This window comes from Gemmatimonas phototrophica, assembly GCF_000695095.2.
Classification (GTDB): domain Bacteria; phylum Gemmatimonadota; class Gemmatimonadetes; order Gemmatimonadales; family Gemmatimonadaceae; genus Gemmatimonas; species Gemmatimonas phototrophica.
Genome location: NZ_CP011454.1, coordinates 3,865,269 through 3,889,079, shown reverse-complemented (window position 1 = coordinate 3,889,079; position 23,811 = coordinate 3,865,269). Strand labels below are relative to the sequence as shown.

At 64.7% G+C, this 23,811-nt stretch carries 14 protein-coding genes; 9 read left to right on the top strand and 5 right to left on the bottom strand.

What is annotated here, in order from left to right; all coding sequences use genetic code 11:
* A complete protein-coding gene (locus GEMMAAP_RS16430; RefSeq protein ID WP_145979193.1) occupies positions 1–999 on the bottom strand; it encodes a transporter in 999 nt (332 codons plus the stop codon).
* A gap of 103 nt (positions 1,000–1,102) precedes the next feature.
* Positions 1,103–3,199, bottom strand: coding sequence for an outer membrane protein assembly factor BamB family protein (locus tag GEMMAAP_RS16425; protein WP_202969154.1), 2,097 nt, complete (start codon positions 3,197–3,199; stop codon positions 1,103–1,105).
* A 118-nt stretch (positions 3,200–3,317) separates the two neighbouring features.
* Between GEMMAAP_RS16425 and GEMMAAP_RS16420 the strand changes: the two genes are divergently transcribed.
* The 5 genes from GEMMAAP_RS16420 to recD all read left to right on the top strand — a co-directional run bounded on the left by GEMMAAP_RS16420 (position 3,318) and on the right by recD (position 14,052).
* Positions 3,318–4,634 (top strand): Zn-dependent hydrolase, encoded by a 1,317-nt coding sequence (locus tag GEMMAAP_RS16420; RefSeq protein ID WP_026848338.1) that lies wholly within the window; start codon positions 3,318–3,320, stop codon positions 4,632–4,634.
* A 5-nt stretch (positions 4,635–4,639) separates the two neighbouring features.
* The gene (locus tag GEMMAAP_RS16415) at positions 4,640–5,185 is read left to right on the top strand and encodes a protein-tyrosine phosphatase family protein (RefSeq protein WP_053333615.1); all 546 of its coding nucleotides are present in this window, start codon (positions 4,640–4,642) and stop codon (positions 5,183–5,185) included.
* A gap of 94 nt (positions 5,186–5,279) precedes the next feature.
* A complete protein-coding gene (locus GEMMAAP_RS16410; protein ID WP_026848339.1) occupies positions 5,280–8,543 on the top strand; it encodes an exodeoxyribonuclease V subunit gamma in 3,264 nt (1,087 codons plus the stop codon).
* Positions 8,540–12,211: an exodeoxyribonuclease V subunit beta gene (recB, locus tag GEMMAAP_RS16405; RefSeq protein WP_026848340.1), complete on the top strand. Its 3,672-nt coding sequence runs from the start codon at positions 8,540–8,542 to the stop codon at positions 12,209–12,211. The genes GEMMAAP_RS16410 and recB overlap by 4 nt, the downstream gene beginning before the upstream one ends.
* Entirely contained in the window at positions 12,208–14,052 is a 1,845-nt protein-coding gene (gene recD, locus GEMMAAP_RS16400) for an exodeoxyribonuclease V subunit alpha (RefSeq protein WP_026848341.1), read from the top strand. Before recB ends, recD begins: the two co-directional genes overlap by 4 nt.
* A 38-nt stretch (positions 14,053–14,090) precedes the next feature.
* Here the strand turns inward: recD and GEMMAAP_RS16395 are convergent, their stop codons facing one another.
* Positions 14,091–16,085: a hybrid sensor histidine kinase/response regulator gene (locus tag GEMMAAP_RS16395; protein WP_158514902.1), complete on the bottom strand. Its 1,995-nt coding sequence runs from the start codon at positions 16,083–16,085 to the stop codon at positions 14,091–14,093.
* Between the two features lie 186 nt (positions 16,086–16,271).
* On the opposite strand from GEMMAAP_RS16395, the gene GEMMAAP_RS16390 reads away from it, so the two are divergent.
* The gene (locus GEMMAAP_RS16390; protein WP_026848343.1) at positions 16,272–18,722 is read left to right on the top strand and encodes a zinc-dependent metalloprotease; all 2,451 of its coding nucleotides are present in this window, start codon (positions 16,272–16,274) and stop codon (positions 18,720–18,722) included.
* A 333-nt stretch (positions 18,723–19,055) separates the two neighbouring features.
* Here GEMMAAP_RS16390 and GEMMAAP_RS16385 read toward each other — a convergent pair whose 3' ends face one another.
* Both GEMMAAP_RS16385 and GEMMAAP_RS16380 read right to left on the bottom strand, forming a co-directional pair.
* The gene (locus GEMMAAP_RS16385; RefSeq protein ID WP_026848344.1) at positions 19,056–19,481 is read right to left on the bottom strand and encodes a hypothetical protein; all 426 of its coding nucleotides are present in this window, start codon (positions 19,479–19,481) and stop codon (positions 19,056–19,058) included.
* Between the two features lie 85 nt (positions 19,482–19,566).
* Complete coding sequence (locus GEMMAAP_RS16380; protein WP_026848345.1) at positions 19,567–20,709, bottom strand: ketoacyl-ACP synthase III; 1,143 nt, start codon at positions 20,707–20,709, stop codon at positions 19,567–19,569.
* 212 nt (positions 20,710–20,921) lie between these two features.
* Here GEMMAAP_RS16380 and GEMMAAP_RS16375 point away from each other — a divergent pair, with 212 nt between their 5' ends.
* The 3 genes from GEMMAAP_RS16375 (at position 20,922) to GEMMAAP_RS16365 (ending at position 23,747) form a co-directional block, all read left to right on the top strand.
* Positions 20,922–21,632, top strand: a complete 711-nt coding sequence (locus GEMMAAP_RS16375; RefSeq protein WP_145979192.1) for a hypothetical protein — start codon at positions 20,922–20,924, stop codon at positions 21,630–21,632.
* 109 nt (positions 21,633–21,741) lie between these two features.
* On the top strand, positions 21,742–22,350 hold the full coding sequence (locus GEMMAAP_RS16370; RefSeq protein WP_026848347.1) for a PH domain-containing protein: 609 nt from the start codon (positions 21,742–21,744) through the stop codon (positions 22,348–22,350).
* A gap of 47 nt (positions 22,351–22,397) precedes the next feature.
* Positions 22,398–23,747, top strand: a complete 1,350-nt coding sequence (locus GEMMAAP_RS16365) for an alpha/beta fold hydrolase (RefSeq protein WP_026848348.1) — start codon at positions 22,398–22,400, stop codon at positions 23,745–23,747.
* Positions 23,748–23,811: the final 64 nt, after the last annotated feature.

The following is a 23,811-nucleotide window of genomic DNA, read 5'->3' as shown; positions in this document are numbered from 1 at the left end:
TCAGGAAATGGCGGCGCCTTCGTCCGGCGCCGGCACGCGGGTACTGTTTTCCGGGAGGCGATCGAAGCGGCTCAGCCGCTCCGCATCAATGGCCAGCGTGTCGTCGATGGAATTGATGAAGACGTTCGTGAACTTCGCATCCCACGTGACTTCATCCCAGGCGTACGAATGACGCACCGAGACCTGCGTGGAGAACGTTTCTTCGTGGGCGCTGATGAGAATGAGAATTTCCGCTTCCCCGCGGCGCAGGCGCTCGGGGGTGACGCCGCGCAGTGGGCTGTGCTCGTCAATGGGGTGCACGATGGTCCAGTGCAGCGGAAAGAAGGTGACGTTGTTCCGTTCCAAGGCGAGCTGGTGAAAGTTGCGCTCGCGTTGGCCCTCGATGTTTTCAAACCAGGTCATGCTCACGCTGGCCGTGACGTCCGTGAGCTCACTGGGCAGTTCGTTCACAATGCGGAACATGAGGGCGCGCCCCCCTTCGTACGGGGCAATCACCGCGGATTCACTGAAGCGAATGGCGGCGCGCGGGCGGGTAAGGCGCGCCACGATGAGCCCCAGCGTGATCATCCCCACCAGCGGTCCGAGCAGTGATTGTGCGACCGTGAGGCCATGGGCCGTGGGACCCACGGCGTGCATGCCGTCAATGCCGGAGGTGGTGAACATGCCCACGCTATACACAAAGGCGCGCATGAACGGGTCGTCGAGCCCCAGCGACGTGGTGCCGGCCAGCGCCCCCGGCCCCAGCGCCCGGTAGCCGAGGGCGAAGAGCCCGTTCAGCAGCAACACGCCACCCACGAGCAGGAGCAGGAATCGGGGCCAGGGAATGTTGAGGGCGCGCAGGTAGAACTGCTCCGTGCGCTGCCCCCGCAACCCAAGTTTTCTGGCCGTGGAGTGGCCATCGGGGGAAAGAAACCGTCCACGGACGGCCTGCGCCGCCACGCGGCCGAACCCGAGGTCGGATTCAGTCGCCGATGCCGTCGCAAAGGATTGAGCAGCCACACGGGCTGCAGAGTTTTGAGCTGGTGTCACGGAGTCGGCCTCACTGCGAATACGGCAATATTCAAGATGCTGTACAACGGTAAGCTAGCCCCTTCTCACAGGCTCAGGGCAGCGCAAACGCCACATACACCCCGCCGCTGGGCGTGCCGTTCTTGCCGCCGCCACAGGCAATGACGAGATACTGCTTGCCGTTCACCATGTAGGTGCTGGGAGTGGCATTGCCGGCAAAGGGCAAGGTGGCCTCCCACAGCTGGCGCCCATTGCTCTTGTCGTAGGCCCGGATCTTGTTGTCGTACGTGGTGGCGGCAATGAAAAGCAGCCCGTTCTCCGTCACCACCGCGCCGCCGTAACTGTCGGTTCCGGTGTTCTTGATGCCCTTGGCGGCCAGTTTTGGGTATTCCCCGAACGGAATAGACCAGGCAATCGTCCCCTTGTTGAGGTCGATGGCGTTGAGGGTCCCCCACGGGGTTTTCACCCCGGGGTATCCCTCGTGATCGAGGAAGATGTCAAAGTAGGCGGTGCGATAGGGCAGGGCGTACGGGTTGGGAGCAGCGGCGGCCTTGGCCTTGGTCTCATCCTTCCCGGTCACGAGGTAGTTCACGATATCGTTGATTGCCCCGCCATCCATGGCGGCGCCAAAGCCCGGCATTCGACCCGTGCCCTCGCGCACCATTTGCGCGATCTGTTCGCGGGACCGGCGTGACGCGATGTCCAGCAACGACGGACCAATGGCCGTGCCTTTCCGGGCATCCCCGTGACAGCCGGCACAGTTTGCGCTGTAGAGCGAGGCATCGCTGCGCGGCACCAGCTTGAGCAGCCACGCCATTTCGTTCGAGTTGACGTACATCAGTCCGGTCTGCGGATCAAAAGCGGGGCCGCCCCACTCGCCGCCGCCATCCACGCCAGGGTAAATGATGATCCCTTTGCCCGTGGGTGCCGTGAACGGATGTGGCGTGTTGAATTCGTTGAAGGTCTTGAGCGCCGCGCGATACGCCGCCGGCGTACGGCGCGTGAGATCCGCCCGCGTAAGGCGCTGCCGCGCAAACGGTGGCGGGCTCACCGGAAAGCTCTGCGTGGCCGCCGTCTGATCACCGGGCAGCGTTTGCCGCGGCATCTGCTGCTCCTCAATGGGAAACAGCGGGGTCCCCGTCACGCGATCAAAGAGGAACGTATGGCCGGTCTTGGTGATCTGCGCCAACGCGTCCACGTTGCGCCCGTCACGTTGCACGGTCACCAGTATGGGCGCAGCCGGCAAATCCCGGTCCCACAAATCGTGCTTCAGCACCTGATAGTGCCAGAGGCGCTGGCCGGTGCGCGCATCGAGTGCCAGCACACTGTTGGCGTAGAGATTATCGCCCAGTCGATTGGCACCATAAAAATCGTAGCTGGCCGATCCGGTGGCGGCGAACACCATGCCGCGGGCAGCATCCAGCGTCACCCCACTCCACGCGTTGGCCCCACCGGCCACCTTCCACGCTTCGGCCGGCCACGTCTCATAGCCCAACTCCCCCGGGTGCGGAATGGTGTGAAAGCTCCAGCGCAGCTTGCCGGTGTTGATATCAAAGGCCCGAATATCACCGGGAGCACTGGGCAGCTGCTCCGGCACCGTGCTGCCCATGATGAGCAGATCGCCAAACACCACGCCCGGAGACGACGCACTCACGGAGAGTCCCTCGACTGGACGCCCCAGCCCCTCGCGCAAATCCACCCAGCCGCTGTCGCCAAACGTCCGGATGGGACGCCCCGTGGACCGGTCGAGCGCGTACAGACGATTGCGGTAGTTGAAGAGCACCCGATCACCCGTCACCACTACCCCCCGGTGGCGGATGCGCGACACCGGCGGCGCGCCGTTGAGGGGATCGAAGCGCCAGATCTGCTGCCCCGTGGCGGCGTTCAGCGCAATCACCTGCATCTTGGGCGTCGTGGCGTACAGCACCCCGTCAATCACGATCGGGTTAGCCTGCATCTCTGACCCCGCAAAGGCGTCCTTGGTATCGAACGTCCACGCCACCTTGAGCTGCTTCACATTGGCCGGTGAGATCTGGGACAGCGTGGTGTAATGCGTGTGGTCATCGTTGCCGTGATACACCGGCCAGTTGACCGTTTGCGCTGCCGCAGGGGTGGCAACCAGTGACGCGAGGAGCAGACGACGAAGCATGGGGGACCGCCCGGCAATGGGGTGATGCACGCGCAAGGACATAGCGGAAGGTACCTCGCTGACTGCATCTTTGTTGGTCTGCTGTTCCGCCTGAAGCGCACGGGCGCCCACCGTGCACGCCGCGAATGCGGTACGCTGTCCCTCCTGTCCCTTCTCGCTCATGCGTCGTCGTCATTTCGTGCAGCAGGCTGCCGCACTGGCCGCCCTCCCGGCACTTGGCCGTTTCGATTGGGTGCCGGGCCATCAGGCCAAGGCACGCGAGGTCAATGGGGACCGGCTGAATGGGTGGCTGGCGCAGTTCGATCGCATTGGGCGTACCGGCTCCGGTATCAATCGCGTGGCGTACAGCGAGGCCGATCTGGCCGGTCGCGCCTTCACCAAGGAGCTCTTTACGCAAAGCGGGCTCACGTGGCGCCTCGATACCGCCGGCAACATTCTGGCGCGCGTACCGGGCACCAACCCGGCGCTCAAGCCCATCCTGATCGGGTCGCACATCGACTCCGTCACCGACGGTGGCAACTACGACGGCCCCGTGGGCTCGTTCGGCGCCATTGAGGTGGCACGCTCGCTCGCCGAACAGAAGGTCCGCTTGCGCCACCCGCTCGAAGTAGTGGTGTGGCAAAATGAAGAGGGCGGCACCATTGGCAGCAAGATTGCCGTGGGCTTGCTCACGCCGGCCGATCTCGACAAGGTGGCCCGCAGCGGCAAGACGGTCCGTGAAGGCATCGGCCTCATTGGCGGAGATGTGTCACGCATTGCCGAGAGTGTGCGCAAGAAAGGCGACCTTGCGGGCTACCTGGAGCTGCACATCGAGCAGGGCGGTCAGCTGGAGAAAACCAACCGGCAGATTGGCGTGGTGGAAGGCATCGTGGGGCTGCGCTGGTTTGAAGTCACCATTACCGGCTTCGCCAATCATGCGGGGGCGACGCCCATGGATCAGCGACAGGATGCCATGCTGGCGGCGGCCCGCTTTACTGTAGCGGTGAATGATGCCGTGCGCAGTGAAGCCGGTCGTCAGGTGGCCACGGTGGGGCGCCTGAACGTGCTCCCCAACACCACCAACGTCATCCCCGGGCAGGTGGTGCTCACGGTGGATTTGCGTGACTTGGACCAGAGCAAGATTGATCGTTTCACCGCCCGCTTTGAACAGCTCGGGCGTGACATTGGTGCCGCCACCAGTACCAGCTTTGCCTTCACCCAGTTGGTGAACAGCACGCCGGCGCTGAGCGACAACCGCATCATGCAGGCCGTTGAGGCGAGTGCCACAGCACTGGGGCTATCGCACCAGCGCATGCCAAGTGGCGCCGGACACGATGCGCAGGAAGTTGCGCACATTGCCCCGATGGGCATGATCTTCGTGCCGAGTGTGGGCGGTATCAGTCACTCGCCCAAGGAGTTCTCGCGCGCGGCGGATATCACCAACGGGGCGAACGTGCTGCTCAACGCCGTACTCGCGGCTGACACCGTGCTTCCCTGAGTATCGTGCAGCGGCCCATCGAAAACTCGTACGTCATTCCCGGCACCAGACTGGTGGCCGGTGAATATCCCGGGATGGCGTGGGGCACCCCGCGCACCATGCGCGACGTGCGGCTACAGGCCTTTCTTGATGCCGGCGTCACGGCATTTCTCGATCTGACGCACGATGATGACCCGCTGGATCAGTACGCGCCACGGCTGTTGGAGCTGGCGGCGCAGGCGGGGGTGCACGCCGTGCACGACAGTCTCTCCATCCTGGACATGGATGTCTGCGACGACGCGCACATGACCAAGGTGCTGAACGCCATTGATGCCCGGTTGGCCGAAGGGCACGGCGTATACGTGCACTGCTGGGGTGGCGTGGGGCGCACCGGGATGACCATCGGCTGCTGGCTGGTGCGTCATGGAATGGATGGCGAGGCGGCGCTGGAGCGAGTGCGTGAGCTCTTCTCCACCATGTCCGAACAGAAGCTGCGCCGGTTCGGGCCCAATGGGTCACCGCAGACGGAGGAGCAACGGGAGATGGTGCGGCGCTGGACCAAAGGGGCATAGCCGCTTCGGTGGCTGGCGCCCGCCGTGCCGTGCCGGCCCACCGTCGCCCGCAGAGCCATACCACATTGTCACACCCGGGCGGCACATTACACGCATGACGCAATTGGCCATAATCACGGGTGACTCGCCAGCCACGCTGCTGGCACGAATGGAACAGGAGCTGGCGGCCGTCCCCCTGCCCCCGTTCGACGACGAATGGATCGTGGTGCAGTCGCTCGGCATGGAGCGGTGGGTTCGGCAGCAGCTGGCATTGCGCCAAGGGTGTGCGGCTTCGCTGGTCATGCCCTTTCCGGCCGCCTTCTGCCGGCGTCTGGCCGTTGGCCTCCAGCGCGACACGCAGTTCGCCACCGGTGATGGCATCACGATCGATGTCCGCTATGAAGAACAGGCCCTCGTTTGGCGCCTGTTTGCGCTGTTGCAAGACCCCGCGCTCCTGGCGCACGACATCTACGAGCCCTTGCGGGCCTTCCTCGAGGGGGCCACGGACGCGAAACGCTACGGACTGGCGCGGCGTATTGCAGCCCGCTTCGACGAGTACCGGTTGTATCGCCCGGATGTGCTCGTGGGTTGGGAGGAGGGGCGCAACGATCTCACGCAGAACGTGCACGAGCCGTGGCAGGCGTCGCTGTGGCGGGAACTGCTCGGGGCCGAACGGCCGTCGCACTTTGCCCGCTGGTTTCTAAGCACCATCGAACGTCTCGAGGAGATCGGCGAGCGTCCGCAGGGACTCCCGGAACGTGTTTCCGTGTTCGGCGTGTCCACGCTCCCGCCGCTGTTCGTGCGTCTGCTGCGGGCGGTCGCCCGCTTTGTTCCCGTGACGTTCTATGTGCTGCTCCCGGATGCGAACAGCTGGAAGGCGGGGGCTTCCGGCCATCCGTTGTTCGAGCGGTTCGGGCAATCGTCCCGCGATCTGCTGACCACCCTGCTGTCCCCCGACGCGCAGGGGGAGTCACCGCATACGGAGCACGTCGCCACACCGCGACACACCGGCGCTTCTCACCTGCTGCAGCAGTTGCAGAGCGGACTGCGCACCGCCACGGTCACGCCGTTGGCCATGGCCACCGATGATCGATCGTTGACCGTGCATGTCTGTCATTCGCCCATGCGGGAGCTTGAGGTGCTTCGCGATCAGCTGCTCGATGCCTTCGCGAACGACGCAACCCTGCGTCCGCACGATGTGCTCGTGATGGCACCGGATGTTGAGCAGTACGCGCCGCTGATGGAAGCAATCTTCGGGCACGCCCGTTCCCGGAATGCCGAGGAGCGCCCCAGCATCCCGTTCCGGGTGGCCGACCGCACAATGGCCCGTGAGTCCGCACCAGCACGGGCCGTGAGTACGTTGCTCACGCTTGTTCATGCGCGTCTGACCGCCAGTGAAGTGCTGGAGTTGCTGTCCCAGCCTCTCGTTCGCGAGGCAGCTGGCATGACGGCCGCGCAGGTGGATCAGGTTACCGGCTGGATTGAACAGGCCGCCATTCGCTGGGGCTACGATGGCAGCGCACGCGCCTCGCGACACGGTGTGCCGCCCTTTGAGGAAAACAGCTGGCGCAACGGACTCGATCGCCTGTTGGCCGGATATGCCGCGGGGCGTACGGAGGCGTTGGTGAATGGTGTCCTGCCCGTTGCGGGGGATCTTGTCGGCGACACCGACCTCTTGGGCACGTTCGTCGCGTGGATCGAGCAGCTCTTTGGGCAGGTGGATGCCCTGCAGGCGGATCGCCCGCTTGTGGATTGGACACGGGCACTACGTGAATGTCTCGCGTGGCTGGTGGCATCTGACGACGCCAACGAACGCGCCGCCATCGATCTGGTTGGGCAACAGCTGGAACGTTTGGGTGAACTCGCCACCGGCCGCCCCGATGGCCGCGCTGCACTCTTTGCTGCCGATCAGTCGGTGACGTTTGAGGTGGTGCGCGATTGGGTGCTCGATGCACTGGCCAGTGATGAACACACCAGCGGATTCCTCACGGGAGGACTCACGCTTTGCGCCATGAAGCCCATGCGGGCCATCCCGCATCGCATCATCGCCATGCTCGGACTTGATGATCGGGCCTACCCACGCCGGTTGCGTCGCGCCGCCTTTGACATCATGGCCTCGGACATTCGGCTGGGTGACCGCGATCCGCGTGCCGACGATCGCCAATTGGTGCTCGACACCATCATGAGCGCCGGAGACCGACTGCTGCTGTCCTACGTGGGCCGATCGCAGAAGAACAACGCGGAGCTTGCGCCCAGCATTGTAGTGGCCGAGCTGCTCGATCAGCTCGATCTCATGTGCCCGGGGCCCGTGCTCCCTTCGCAACATCTGCGTGTGCTGCATCGACTGCAGCCATTCAGCCCGGACTATTTTGCGCAGCCCGAGGGAGGGGATACGCGCCTGTTCAGCTTTGATGCCCACCTTGCCGCAAGTGTCGCCGGCAGCGCCATCCGGCATGATGCCCCGCCATTTCTTCCTGCGCTGCCGCCGGCCCGTACACTCGCGCGCGACTGGCAGCGTGGTGCTGAGCCACTGCTGGAACTGACCATCGACGATCTCGTGGACACCTGGCTCAACCCGGCCAAGGTGTACTGCAAGCGTGTCCTGCAATTGACGGTCGCCGCCGATGACACGCTGGTGGAAGATGTCGAGCCCATGGCCATGGATGGGCTGCTTCGCTATCAGCTCCAACAGGAGATGCTCGACCGGGCCTTGCACGCTCGTCGCGACCTCCCCCGCGAGCTGGCGCTGGCGGTCGCCGGTGGCGCCTTGCCGGCCGGCGCGTTGGGGGCGGAGTGGTACGAGCGGTTGCGGAGTGAGCTGGCGCCCCTGCTGCACCGCGTGGGGACCCCGCGATTTCTTGATCCGCTGGTCGTGGATGTTGCCGGCAGCGACTGGGTGCTCCGTGGTCACCTCGGGAATCAGTTGCCCCACGAACAGTGGCGCGTGCGCGCGGCCAAGTTGAACGTCAAAGACAAAGCGCGGGCATGGATTGCCCACGTCGTCCGCTGTGCCGCGACCTCGCCGGTAACCACCCGCGTGATGGCGCGGGATAAAGAGTTGCTGCTGCCGCCGCTCACGAACGCCATGCAGCAGCTCGACTTTCTGGTGCAGGGTGTGCGCGCGGTGCAGACCACGCCGCTCCCCTATTTCATCGAGGCGGCCGGTGCCTACCGCGACAAGGTGCGGAAAGGCGAACCGGGTATTCCGGCTGCCGCAGTTGCCTTCGCCAAGGACGATGATTTCGGACGCGGCGATATTGCCGATCCCTACGTGCAGCTCCTCTGGCGCGGATGGAACCCGGTGGAAGAGTGCGCCGAGCAATTCAGTGCCCTGGCCGATGGGTTCTGGTCCACCTTCGATGAGGTGGCCGGCTCATGACACGCACCGCGGTTCCTGACAGAACACAGTTTGCGGTAGATACCAGCCCCTTTGCGCCCGGCGTATCGCTTGTGGAGGCCAGCGCCGGAACCGGCAAGACCTTCAACATCGCGATGAGCGTCATCCGGCTGCTGCTTGAAAAGGATGCGCACGGCGAACCGGTGGTGAAGGACATCGGCAACATTCTGGTGGTCACCTTTACCGTTGCCGCCACTGACGAATTGGTTGAGCGCATTCGGGGGTTGCTGCGGTGGGCCTACGACGTGTCGCATGGTCGCCCAACCAACGCACCGTACAATACGCAGCAGCTGTTGCTGCGCCTCTTCGATGGTCGCGAGGAATACGCGCAGCAGCGGCTCGCGCGTGCGCTGGCCGAGCTGGATACCCTGGCCGTATTCACGATCCACGGGTTCTGCAAGCGCATCCTTGACGAGTTCGCGCTGGAGAGCGGGACCGCTTTCGGAGCCACGCTGCTCGAGGATGAAGAGGCGTTGCTCCTGAACGCGTTGCAGGATTGGTGGCGCACGCGCTTCTACGCCGACGGCGCGTTGGCCGGCTACGCGGTACAGCGGAGTTGGCAGCCGGACACGTTTCTGTCGGACTATCGGCTCTGGGCACGCTTTCCGGATGTTCGCGTAGATCCCACCCCCGCCTTCGACGAGGCGCGTCAGCAGGCACAGGTGGCGATCGAGGCCTTTGCCGCCGTGTGGGACGAGCGCGCGTTCCGTTCGCTGGTGGCCGACATGGAGTGGACGCAGAAGTCCCCCTTCCACGACCCGGCGCAGTTCGACGAGCTCATGAGCCGGGCCGCCGAGGCGCAGGCAGGGCGCCTGGGGGCCGCCGAGGTTGTGGGCCGTGCACTCTGCGTGGAGTCGCTGCAGGACGTGGTGGCGAAACGCAGCAACGCACAAAAGGCGAAGCGCGACCAGATCGCGGAGTGGCCGGTGGCGCAGGCGGCATCACGACTTGGTGCAACGCTCGAGACGATGCAGCAAGCGGTGCGGGTAGACTGTCTGGGGCACGTGCGGGCGTGGCTCGTGGAGGAGAAGCGCCGGCGCAACCAAATGGGGTTCGACGATCTCCTCGAATCACTGAGTACGGTGCTTGCCGCGCAGGGGGCTGACGGGCTGCTGGCCACGGCCATCCGCTCGCAGTTCCACGCGGCCCTGATTGACGAATTTCAGGATACGGACATTCACCAGTTCCGTATCTTCGACACGGCGTTTGCCGGACGCCCCCTCTTCCTCATTGGCGACCCCAAGCAGGCCATTTACGCCTTTCGCGGGGCCGACGTGCATGCCTATCTCGCGGCGGTCGAACGCGCGTCTCCGCAGTTCACCCTTGGTGAGAACTATCGCAGCACGCCAGCCATGGTGGAGGCCGTCAATGCAGTCTTCTCGCAACGCCTGCAGCCGTTCGTAGAAGATGCCATTGGGTTTCACGGGGCCACGGCGGCGCGCAACGAAGGCCCGCCAGCCATCCTCTCCGGCACGCAGTCGTTGCACTGGCTCTTCGTGGGGCCCGAAGAGCGGCGCGGCAAGTGGACGGTTACGTCACAGGGAACGGCGCGCCAGTTGATCTTTGCGGCGTGCGTGCGACACATGGCCCAGCAGATCCGCGATGGTTGGGAGCCGCGCCACATGGCCGTGCTGGTGCGCACAGCCGCCGAAGGGCAGGCGATGGCCGAGCTGCTCCGCGCCCATGATATCCCCGCCGTCGTCTCGGGGATGGGAAACATCCTGCAGTCGGCAGAGATGCTGGAGTTGCAGCTGGTGCTGGAGGCGGTGGCCTCGCCCCGTCACGAGGCACGCGTGCGGGCCGCGATGGCCACGCATCTCTGGGGAAGCGGCGCGCCCGAGGTGCAGCAAATGTCGCAGGCAGGCTGTGAAGCGGAATGGGATGCGGTCGTCGCGTCGCTGACAGCGCTGCGCGATACATGGGTCTCGCATGGGTTTCTGCAGATGACACAGGAACTGCTGGCGCAGCGGACCGTGGCCGAGCGGGTGCTGGCCTTTCGGGATGGCGACCGTCGGCTGACCAATCTGCGGCATGCCGTGGAGCTGCTGCATCACGCCACCGTGGATGAATCGCTCAACAGTGAAGGGATCCTGCGCTGGATCAGCCAGCAGCGGGCCGAGCGTCCCCGTGAGGCGGACATCAGCGAGCTGCGTCTCGAGACAGATGCCGACGCGGTACAGATTCTCACGATTCACAAGAGCAAGGGGTTGCAGTTCGACCTCGTCTATTGTCCCACACTCTTCCGCGGTCGCCCAACCGATACCACCCAGCCGCTGTTGGTCCACGAAGGTGGACAGGTGGTCTTCGATCACGGCTCCGCCAACCGTACCGCACGGGAGCAACAGGCCGAGGTGGAACGGCTGGCCGAGGACTGTCGGCTGGCCTATGTCGCACTCACCCGTGCCCGATTTCGCACCTACGTGGGATGGGGGGCCGTGGGCAACACGAACAGCAAAGTGTCCGGCGCGTGGTTCTCGGCGCTCGCCTACTTGCTGTCGGATCAGCCGGGTCTTGATCAGCAGCCAACGTCTGACCGGCCGGCGGCAGTGGCCGAGTGGTTCCGGAGTGATTGCACGCGATACGAAGCGGCGCTGCAGGCGCTGGTCCGTCGGTATCCGTCACACATGGCCTTGGAAATGATCGATACGTTGGAACCGCCGGTTCGTCTGCACGCTGGTACTGCTCCGCAGGCGCCGCACTTTGCCGCGCGCCTGTTGCCGGACACGGTGCCCGTGCGAACACGCTTCGATACCTTCGCCGTGACCAGCTTTACCGGGCTCACGGCGGGCGCGCACGCATTCACGGTGGCCGCTCCACGGGATGTGGACGACGTGGGCGTCAACACCACGCAGAGTGTGCAGGCCCTGCCACGCTCGGATTTCCGGAGGTTCCCGGCGGGGCGCCGTGCGGGAACCCTGTTGCATACGCTATTCGAACACTCGCGCTTTGACGACACCCCCGCGCTGTTGCGTGATCGGGTGGCCGGGGAACTGCTGCGTGAACAGATCATTGCCGATCGCATCGACGACCGGGTGGAGGCGGTGGCGCAGATGATGCACGCCGTCTTCACCACTCCGCTGCCATCGTGGTCCTTCACGCTGGCGCAACTCTCAACCGACCGCGCTCGGCACGAATGGGAATTTCTGTTGCCCTTTGCCGATGCCGAATCGGCGTTTACACGGCAAGCCATCGCGTTGGCATTCGAGACACACGGCGGGCCGGATGGTGTGCGCTATGCGGCCATGTTGCGACAGCTCGGGGGCGCCCGACTGCACGGGTTCCTCACCGGATTCGTCGATCTGGTGTGTGAGCACGACGGTAAATGGTACGTGATCGACTGGAAGTCCAACCAGCTGGGAGCCGATCCTGCCGCGTATGGTGAGACCTCGCTGCAGGCGGTCATGGATTCGAGCCACTATACCTTGCAGTACCATCTGTATCTCGTGGCACTGCACCGGTACCTGCGGACGCGACTACCGCACTACGACATCGATGTGCATCTCGGGGGAGCCGCGTACGCCTTTCTGCGGGGCTTTGCGCCCGGTGCGTCGGTCAGTGGCCACGGGTGGTTCACGCACCGCCCGCCGCGAGCCCTGATCGAAGCGTTGAGTGCCGTGATGGATCGTCGCGGTCGGCGGGAGAGCGCATGAGCCAGACAGTCAATGACTCACTGTCGGTACACCAGGTGCCGGACATCTCGACCCTCGATCGTGCGTTTGGTCGTTATGTCGCCCGTGGGGTGCCGGACAATGTGGCCGCTCTCGTGGCGCATAGCGCGGTGCTGGTGAGTGCGGAGCGTGCGCAGGGGAACAGTTGCGTCGAACTGCTCGCGTATACCGGGCGTCCCATTCCCGATGACCCGTCGGGGGCAATGTTCCCGGAGGTCACGGCCTGGTGCAGCGCACTGCTCGCCAGTGGCCGCTGTGCCGCTGTTGGACAGCAGGAGACCGCGGCGCTCGATGTCACCCCACTCGTGCTCCACGGCACACGGCTCTATCTGCGTCGGTTCTTTGAGGCCGAGCGTCGGGTGGCCACGGCCATTCGAAATCGCCTCGCCGCACCACTTACGGTGGAGCTGTCGCGTTCAGCGCCCCTCTTTCGAAAGCTGTTTCCGGAGGCATCGCACGGCGTGGACTGGCAGGCCGTGGCTGCGGTGGCGGCGCTGCGGTCATCGCTGGTGTTTGTTACCGGCGGGCCGGGCACGGGAAAAACAACCGTGGCCGCGCGGTTGCTCGCGCTGTTGCTGAATCGTGCCCCAACATTGTTCATTGCCGTGGCGGCACCCACCGGTCGCGCGGCCGCGCGCCTGACGGAGGCCATTGGCGCGGCGGTGCAGCGTGAGCAGCTGGAGGAACTGGTCGGCACGCAACTGCCCACGGTCGGGAACACGTTGCATCGATTGCTGGGGTATACCCCGTGGAACGAGCAGTTTCGATATCATCGCGGCAACCCGTTGCCCTATGATGTGTTGATTGTGGATGAAGCCAGTATGGTGGACGTGCTCATGATGGATACGCTCTTTGCGGCCACCCGTCCTGCCGCGCGCATCATTGTTCTGGGCGATCCCGATCAGCTGGCCAGCGTGGATACCGGGTTCGTGCTGGGCGATGTGACACGTGCGGCCCGCGCAGCGGGTGGAGCATTTCCGGAGGCGCATTCGCAGGCGCTGTCGGCCGACTATGGCACATTGAGCGGCGGAAGTGGTGTCTTGCCCGACGCGCAACCGATCGCGGCGCCGCTGCGGGACGCGGTGGTGCGACTGCGCGTGTCCTACCGCTTCGGCCGTCGGCCTGGCATTGGCGCGCTCGCCACCGCAACGCAGGACGGCAATGCGCAGGAAGTACTGCGCGTGCTCCAGGATGCGGCGTACGAGGATGTCGCGTTGGATGCGCCATCACCCATCGACGGCGTACTGGCGCCGTTGATGCCGCAGGTGCACGCGTACCTTGACGCGACCTCCCCGCAGGAGGCGCTGGCCGCGCAGGCACGCTTCCGTGTGCTATGCGCGCTGCGCGACGGCGACACCGGGGTGTCGGGCGTGAACGACGCCATGGAGCGCTGGCTGCGGCAGCGTGGTTTCTCCGTGACGGGATGGTATCATCACCGCCCCATCCTCGTGACGGCGAACGATCCGGCCTTGCGGCTCTTCAATGGCGATGTCGGAACGACATGGGTCGAAGAGGGCGTCCCGCTTGTGTACTTCCCGATTGCCGGAGGCGGTGTGCGCGCGGTACCGCCATCGCGGTTGCCAGCTCACGAAACGGCCTGGGCCATGACGGTCCACAAGGCGCAGGGCTCGGAGTTTGATCATGTCCGCCTGATACTGCCGGAGGCAGACACCCGGATACTCACGCGGGAGTTGTTGTATACCGGCATCACACGCGCCCGCGAGCGCGTGAGCATTGTGGGCACACAGGAGATGGTGAGGGCGGCGACCCAGCGGAGCGTTGCGCGGTCGTCAGGGCTGGTGGAGCAACTGAATGGGCCGTAACCGGTTCAGGCCGTGCGTCGTGTCCGTCATGCCAATTGCTAGCTGGGGCCAATGAGTTCGCCAACCGCCTTCAGCAGGGCGCCTGCGGTGTAGGGCTTTTGCAGAAAGTGCACGGACCCCGGCTCCACCAGATGCCCCGCCACATCGTCGGCGTCGTACCCACTCGACATGAGGACCGGTACCGTACTCCCCCGTGCCCGCAACACATGCAGGCATTCGTCGCCGCTCATGATGGGCATCGAGAGGTCCAGCACGATACACCGTGGAGGCGGCGCCAGCGTTTCGTACTGGACAATCGCGTCGGCGCCGTTCTCGGCTTCACGTACGTCGTACCCGGCGCGCGAAAGAATACGGAGGGCGGCCGACCGGGCACTGGCATCGTCGTCCACCAGCAACACGGTGCCACTGCCGACGTAGTTGGTGTCGGGGATCGCCGGAACACTTTCCGGCGTCCCTTGTCTCACGCTCACCGGCAGCAGCACGTGAATGGTGGTCCCGATGCCAACGGTAGACTCCACCAGAATTGCGCCCAGATGGCTGTTCAACGCACCCAGCGTAGCCGCCAGCCCGAGCCCGCGCCCGCTGCGTTTGGTGGTGTAGAACGGGTCGAACATCCGTTCCTGCACCTCGGCGCTCATACCCGCACCGGTGTCCTGCACGGTGACCACGGCATACCGCCCGGGCGTACGGTCCCGCCCCAACAAGCATCGCTGCAAGTCAGCCGCCGTGCATTCCCGTGAGGCAACGCGGAGCTCAATCCGCCCTTCACTCGACCCCAGGGCGTCGACCGCGTTGGTCACAAGGTTCAGAATAATCTGTCGGAGCTGCGTTTCGTCACCATCGACCAGCAGTGGCTCCGTCGCCGCGACTGTAAACGCGATTTGCGATGGCACGCGTGCCCCGAGCACTTTGGGGAGTTCCGCGACTAGCGCCGGCAACGCCACCTGACGGCGTTCTACGCGGGCCCGCCCTGCATACGCGAGCAGCTGGCGCGTCAGGTCCGCGGCCCGCTGTGCGGCGTGGGCAATATCATCCAACGCCTCGCGGCCGGAGTGCTCGAGCGGGAGGTCGTCGCGCGCGAGGGAGGCGTTGGCCAGAATGCCTACCAGCAAATTGTTGAAGTCGTGCGCAATTCCGCCCGCCAGTAGTCCCAGGGATTCCAGGCGCCGAGCCTGCTGCAACTGCGACTGCAATCGCGTGCGCTCCTCGGCGGCAAAGCGTTCGGCGCTCGTGTCGAGCACGGAACCGATATGTCCAAGCCGCGAGACACCATCACCATCAACGAAAGGTTCCGAGCGTACGCGCAGCCAGCGGATGTGGCCGTGCACCACAATGCGATACTCCGCATCGAACGGCTCGAACCGGTCACGGGTGCGCATGGAGAGCTCCGTGACCGTGGGCAGGTCTTCCGGATGCACTCTGGAAAACCACTCCCCCGCGGCGAATTGCTCCAGACTCAAGTCGAACCAGTGTAGCAGTCGCTGGTTGGCATAGACCGTATGCCCAGCGGTATTCGTCTGGAACACACCGGTAGGGGACGACTCCGCGAGCGTTCTGAACTGCGCCTCGCGTTCACGCAGCGTGGCTTCGGCCGCACGCATGGCGGTCACATCCTGCATGGTGCCCACCATGCGAAGCGGTGTGCCATCCGAGGCACGCTCTACCGATCCACGGGTGTGGATGGTGATGACACGACCACTACCGAGCTTGGCCGGAACCTCGAAATCGTACTCCCGCTCGCCGCGCAGTGCGGCATGGACCATGGCCAGAAACTGCTCTTGCCGAGTGGCATCGACCGCGAGTGCCAGTACCGCCTCAAAAGACGGGGGCGTTGCCGGATCGATGCCCAATATGCGATAGGTCTCGCGCGACCAGGTTACCGAGCCGGAATCCAAATCCCAGCTCCAGCTACCAATCCCGGCGAGGCGCTGCGCCTCTTCGAGCTGTTGCTGGAGCAGTGCGATGACCGCCACAGAGGACGGGGAAACATGACCGGCGTCGTCCGACGGCGGCGTTGCTGCATTCAGAGACATTGTGGCCTGTCCGACAGACAGAGTGGCGTTTTGGACACACCCAGCCGGCATCGGCCTTCCAATGTTAGCGTGACCGGGGGCGGCGCGATAGCTTCGGAGAGTTTTGGCGTCGCCAGCGACGCCAGCGACGCCGCGTAACGCCTGCGCCTGTTGCGCTCCTGGCCACCTCCCCGTGATCTCCTCGCTATGACCATTCCCCCATCCATCGTTCGCCGGCTGCCGCGCCGCGCTCTGGCGCTCATGCTGGCCACCCAGTGTGCTTCGCCGCTGATGCTGCAGGCACAGGGAGAGCCCCCCTTCCTGCGGGTCCGTATCGACGAGGCGCGGAACCGCGCGCTGCTCGAGATTCCGGCCAGCCAAATGAACCGGGACTTTCTGCACCAGGTCTCCCTGAGTACCGGACTCGGTAATGGCGCACTCGATCGGGCGCAGTCGGGGCCGGATGGAATTGTCCGCCTCGAACGGCGTGGCAACCGGGTGCTCATGGTGCGCGACAACTTCGGCGTTCGTGCTCCGCGCGGTGATGCGGCCAATCAGCGGGCCGCCACCGAGGCCTACCCCCGTTCGATCGTAGGCTCGCTCCCGATTGAAAAGGATACGGCCGGTGTGCTCACCGTCGATGCGACCTCGCTGTTTCTCGCCGATGCGTACGGGGTAGCCGACGTGCTCCGCGCCGGCGGCAGTGTCGGTGGCACAGCGGCGGGCGCCGGCGTGGGCGCCTACCGGGTCGACGCGTCACGCAGCTACATCGACGGCACCCGCACGAAAGCGTTTCCCCGCAACTCGGAAGTGCACGCCGTACTCACGTTCGTCACCGACCAGCCATCGCGTGGTCGCGGCATCATGGCGCCGGATGCGCGTGCCCTCACCTTCGAGGAGCACCACTCGCTGGTGATGCTGCCGGACACCACGGGGTATCGCCCGCGCGACTACGATCCGCGGTTCGGCTACGGCAGCGTGAGCTTCTTCGATCTCTCGCAGGGGCTCGACGGCAACTACCGCGGCGGCTTCATCAATCGCTGGCGTCTCGTGCCCAAAGATCCGGCGGCGTATGCCCGTGGCGAGCTGGTGGAGCCCGTTACGCCCATCACCTACTATCTCGATCCGGCCATTCCGGCGCCGTATCGCGAAGCCTTCCGTGAGGGCGGCAATTGGTGGGCCAAGGTGTACGAAGCGGCGGGATTCAAGAACGCCTTCCGCGTGCTCGATCTTCCGCCTGATGCCGATCCGCGCGATGTGCGGTACAGCGTCCTGAACTGGGTGCATCGTACCGGAACGGGGCCCAGCTATGCGGGAAGCCTCGAGGATCCCCGGACCGGTGAAATCATTCGCGCCATGATCGCCATGGACACGTGGCGCTCGCTGGTGGATTACAACATCTGGGCCGGCACGGTGCCGGCGTCGGGCGCAAACGGGCCGAATGTGGATGCGGAAACCTTCGCCATGGCGCGTCGCCGGCAGCACACGGCACACGAAATTGGCCACTCGCTCGGCCTGCAGCACAACTACATCGCATCCACGCAGAACCGTGCGAGTGTGATGGAGTATCCGGCCCCATACATCACCCTCGATGCGAACGGACGCCCCGACCTGCGCAACGCCTACCGAAACGGCCCAGGCGCGTGGGATACGCTCGCCATCCGGCTTGGCTACACCTGGTATCCCGATGCCAACGCCGAGCGCACAGGGCTCGCGAGCATGATGCGCGAGGGGATCGCGAAGAACGTCCGCTACATCAATGACCGCTACGCGAACGCCAACGGTTCCAACCCCCTCGTGACGCGATGGGAAGAAGGCACGACGCCGTTCGAAGGGGTGCAGCGCACCGCAGCGGTACGCCGCGTGCTCATCGACAACTTCGACGAGCGCGCCATCAAGCCGGGCGAGCCGATGCATCTGCTCAACATGCGCTTTGCTCACGTGTACCTGCATCATCGGTACTCGCTCGAAGCGCTGTCGAAGTACATCGGCGGGATGGACTTCACGTTCGCGTTGCGCGGGGACACGCAGGCTCCGACGACCATCACCCCGGCGGCTGACCAGCGGAAGGCGCTGGGGATGTTGCTGGATGCCATCGCGCCGAAGGAACTGACGGTCCCCGAGAAGGTGCAGCGGCTCATTCCGCCGCCGCCGCCGGGGTTCAATACGGATCAGACGTGGATTTCGGGGAGTGGCGATACGATGTTCGATGCGATCACCCTCGGCGGCGGGCTTGCAACCGAGGTGATCGGCTACATCCTCGATCGTGATCGCGCCGCGCGTCTGGTGCATACGGCGGCCACCGATGCAAAAGCCTTGACGCTCACGGAAGTCACCGATGCCATCCTGCAGCGCACGTGGGGCGCCACGCTGCCGGCCAATCCGTCGGAGCGCGCGCTGCTTCGTGCGTCACAGCGCGCGGCGCTCGATATCCTGCTTGATCTGGGTGGTGATGCCCGCGCCCTGCCCGATGTGCGTGCGGCGGCGGTGCAGGCGCTCAAGCTGATCGAGGCGCGACTGACGAAGACATTCACCGCCGACGATGCCCAGCGGGCGCATATTGCGGCGGCGCGCGTGGACCTCGAGCGCTTCTTTGACGGCGACGACGTGCCGGCGAAGCGGCCGCGGTACCCGGTGATCACGCTGCCCTGGCCGTAACCGTTCTCTGATCTGAGATCTCCGACGGCCGAATCGCGATTCTGAGGTGAGAACGTTGCGATTCTCGAACGTGCGATGGATATCGATGTCGGACGTCCGATGAAAGCGAGTTGAGAGCTCCGAGCACTTCGTCCGCACGGAAAGTGCCCCCCACCACCGTGGTTCAACAACGGTGGTGGGGGGCACTTTCCGTGCGGACGCCAGCACTCGGACCTCTCACACTCGTGGTCATCTCGACACTCCCACCGTCGATATCCATCGCAAGCTCTGGCCTCGCAACGCTCTCAGCATCCGAGTCCCGACTCTCAGATCACAGATCCGCGATCTCAGATCTCACTTCGCTTCGCGCGCCAGGCGGAGGAGGGCCCAGAGTATCCATGCCAGACTGACGATGTGCATGAGCTCCGTGGCTACGACGGTGGTGAGCGTAAATCGCTCGGCGCCCTCCATGTACGGCTCGTAGGCAGCGGCCACGGGCCCCACGCCGTAGACCCCAATGGCAATGGTGGCAATGATGGTGAACCATCGTACGGCGTTGTCGGTGTAGCGGGCCAGTAGCCAGTACACGACGCCGGCGAGCACTGCGCCAATGACACTTGCGATGACCGTTTCCTGCACCCCGATGGTCAGGCGGCCATAGCGCAGCGCGGCCTGGTACACGCCCACATTGCAGGCGGCGCTGCCAGCCGCCGCCAAGGCGGTGGCCAGCGGAATTCTGCGGAGGACGACTCGGTCGTCAGGATTGAACCAGTTCGACATGGCGGCAACATAACGGCGCCGCCAAGCCGGACGTTCCGGATGGACGGCGCCGTGCTGCCGGACTGCGGGTCCCGCGGGTCGGCCGTTAGGCCGGCGCCAGCTGGCTTTCGATGAACCGCGTCTGCAAGAGCGCGTCCTTCGAGCGGCCGTGGGGGTCCTGGCGGGCGCGTATTGCGTTCACCATCTCCAGCGCACTCTGCTCCAACGGCGGATGCTGCGCGTCGCTTTCCCCGAGGGGGGTCACGCGGTTGCCCCACCGGACCAGCAGTGCCCCAAAGGTGAGCCCACCGCCAAAGCCGGGCATCAACACCAGGCTGCCCGGAGTGATGCGCCCTTCCTTGAGCGCGTCCACCAGCGACACCGGTACCGTGGCCGCACTCATGTTGCCATAGCGCTGCACCGTGAGCATCACCCGCTCCATTGGCACACCGGCATACTTGGCCACCGCTTCAATAATGCGCAGGTTGGCCTGGTGTGGTACCACCAAATCGATGTCGGCGGCGGATACACCCGCCGTGGCCATCACGCGGCCGCAGGCATCACTCATACCGTGCACGGCCCGCTTGAAAATGGCCTGTCCGTCAAAGTCCCATAGCGTGTCGCCGTAGTGAAGATCGCCGTTCACGTACGAGCACCCCATGCCTCGTACGCGCAGCGTCTGTCGGGCCTCGGCGTCACAGCCCAGGACGGTGCCAATGACGCCGCCGGGTTCATCGCTGGCCTGCAGGACCACCGCCGCGGCGCCGTCGCCAAACAAGACCGCCACGTTGCGGTTGCTCCAATCCATGAACGGGCTGATGTACTCCACGCCAATCACCAGCGCATTGTCTACCATGCCACTCTGAATCATGGCGGTGGCGCTGGAGAGGCCGTACAAAAAGCTCGTGCACGCCGTGTTCACATCCATGGCCGCCGCGCGTGTTGCGCCCAGCGCCACCTGAACGCCAGAGGCCGAATTGGGCACCTGTTCGTCCGGCGAGCAACTGCCATAGACGATGAGCTGCAGGTCCTTGGCGTCGAGGGCCGCGCAGGCCAGGGCGCGCCTGCTCGCCAATGTGGCCATATCGATGGCCGAGACATGGGAAATGCGGCGCTCCTTCATGCCGGTGCGCTGCGTGATCCACTCGTCCGATGTGTCGAGGAACGTGGACAGGTCTTCGTTGGTAAGGACGGCGGGCGGGAGCCCTTCGCCCCAGCCGGTGATGGCCGCGTAGCGGGCAGGTGTCATGGCCGCAAAGAGTAGGGGACGCGCGCGCGGGGAGGGAGATGTGGCGCAGGAATCGCTGCAGAACGCTACCGGCCTGCTCCGTTTGGGACAAGCCAGAGGCGGGGCGGCTACCTCGGACACGGCGAGAGAGTACGTCACACGACGCATGGAGCTGGACGACGGTACCCCCGATGTTCGGGGTGTCCACCCTGTCCCCTCCACTGGAGTGCGTCATGCCCATGTCTCGTAGTGTCCGTACCCTGTCCCTCGCGCTCGCCGTTTCGGCTGCCACCGCCTGTACCCCCTACGCGGTGCACACCACGGCCCAGCCATTGCTGAAGGGAGAGCAAACCACCGGAAATATCGTGACCGTGGTGCCCAAGGGCGCCCGGGTAAACGACAGCGTGAGCAAGGCCATGCCCAGTTTCGACTGGGAACGGCGCCGGGGGCTGGATGACCGCTCGGATGTGGGGCTGCGCATCAACTCCTTCAGTGGAGCCATCGTCAGCTACAAGCGCCGCCTGGATGGCGTCACCCTCAAGCAGTCGCGGGCCACGGCCATTTTGGTGGGGGCCGGCTTCGTGAACGCGGGGGAGCATGCGCACGGAGAAATCACGCTCATTACCTCGGCGGGAGACAGCACCCGCAGCACCATGCCTTATGGTGGAGTCCGCCTCATCCAGATCATGCCGCTCAGCACCGATGCCGTCAGCGACAAGCCCACCATTGGCGTGTTCGGGGGGACGCGGCTGGGTGGACGGGACGGCGGTATTTCGCTGGAATTGGGAGTCTTCTATGACCGGTCGGCGCTGGGGCTGCGACGTAACGATCTGGTCATTGTCCCCTCAATCGCTTTCCAGGGACTGTCATTCAAACAACTTTTTTCCGGGATGATCGCTGGGGCTCCCCGCGGTCCCTGCCTCAACCGTCCAGTCTGCACGTGATGCGGGACGGGCAGCATGCTAACATTGAGCGTGGTTCATGGTGTGCTGATGTGTGCACCGCTCCGGGGAGGGCGCCCGGTCGCCCGCTTCCATTCTCAAGAGGTGTCCGATGTTCAAGAAGTTTGCCGCTGAAGCGCTTGGGCTGAGTGACATCGGCATCATCGTGTCGCAGAAGGATTACGACAAGGTTGATGCTGACGATTATCTCTTTCACGAAGATCAGGAAAAGATCTACTTCCTGATCAAGTCCAAGAAAGACGAGTACTGCTTCACGAATCTTGCGCTCATTCATGTGGACGGAGAATCGGCCATTTCGAGCAAGCGGGTCATCAAGCGCTACGACTACGCGCAGTACGCCATCAATGGCGTGACCATCGAAACCGCGGGCACAATTGACCTCGACATCGAACTCAAGTTCACCATTGGCGACAAGCTGTTCAGCATCGATGTGCGCAAGGATCACCTGGAGCAGCTGAAGGACATCTACAAGGCGTTGCACACCATCGGCAAACTGCAGCGCAAAGATGAATTTGGGCGCTCGCACGCCATGTCCGCGGCGTCGGTACTAGGCTCCATGCTCAAACTCAATGGGGCGGCCGATCCGGCGGCGGTGGGTGCGCACTTTCGCTCGTTGCTCGATGAACTGAACGAGGCCGTGCTGGAGCGCCACATGCGCAAGGATTTCAGCGTGGTGTTCGAGAAGTACATCCACGCGTGACACACCGGCCGACAACACGGTCGTACCGCGGGTGGTACGGGGGGCTGATGGCAGCGGCGTGTTGCACGCTGCTGCCGCCGCTGTCCCGGCCGCTCGCGGCACAGAGTACGGCGGTGGCGCGCTCCGTGGCGCCCCAACAGAGCGCTCTACCCATTGTGTTCGTCCATGGCAATGGCGACCACGCCGGGCTCTGGGACACCACCATCTGGCGCTTCGAAAGCAACGGCTATCCCGCCAATCGTCTCTTCGCCGTCGATCTGCCCAATCCGCTCTCGTCCAGCACCATTCGGGCGGCCGAGCTGAATCGGAGCACCCCCGAAGACCAAACGGCCGCGCTGGCGGCGTACGTCACGCGCGTGCTGTTGCAGACCGGCGCTCCCAAGGTGGTGCTGGTGGGCAGTTCACGCGGCGGCATGACCATTCGCAACTACGTGCGCTTTGGTGGTGGGGCGGCGCACGTCTCGCACGTGATCACGTGCGGCTCGCCCAATCATGGCGTGTTTGCGCTCCGCGAGATGCAGCCCCTCTCGGAGTACAATGGGGCCGGAGAGTATCTGCAGCGCCTCAACGCCGGCAGCGAAGTGGTCGCCGGCGTGCGCTTCCTGGCGCTGCGTTCGGATTCGCTGGACAAGTATGCGCAGGCCAGCGGGGCCGGGTTGGGCAATCCATCCATGAAAACCGGCGTGGATGCCACTGGACCAGCGCTCCGCGGCGCCACGAATGTCGTGTTGCCCGGCACCGACCACCGCGAAGTGGCCTTCGGCCCGGCATCGTTTGCGGCGCAGTATCGCTTCGTTACGCAGCGCGCGCCGCGCACCACGGCCATCGTGGCCGACACGGTGGCCGTGCTCAACGGTATGGTGAGTCGCAACGTCAACGACGGCCCCACGAATCTGCCCACCATTGGGGCACAAGTGACGGTGTATACCGTGGACCCCACCACAGGTATGCGCAGTGGGTCGGCGGTGCACCGTGCCACCACCGGCGTGATGGGCGAATGGGGGCCGTTTCGCGCGCAGCCCACACAAACCTACGAGTTCGAAGTGGTCGCGCCCGACAGCAGTGTGCTGTTGCATGTGTACCGTTCGCCGCTGCTGCGCTCAAGCCGCGTGGTGAACTTTCGCCTGCCGTCGCTGCCGGCCGGAAAAAAGGACAGCACGAGCGTGCTGATCACGCGCCCGCGCGGCTACTTCGGCGTAGGACGCGACACGGTGCAGTTTGATGGTGCAGCGGCGCGTGGCATCACGCCTGGTGTGCCATCGGTAGACCGTGCCATCCGCTGGTTCGCCACGGATTCATCACGCACCGTGGTCACACGCGTGAACGGCGAAACCATTGTGGTGCGCACCCGCCCCGACGATAAGCGGCGGTTGGTGCTGGCGGAGTTCTTGTACTGAGCGTCACAGTGGCTGTCTCACAGGCGTCAGTGTAACGGCTGGCATTGTAGAAAAGCTCTCACAG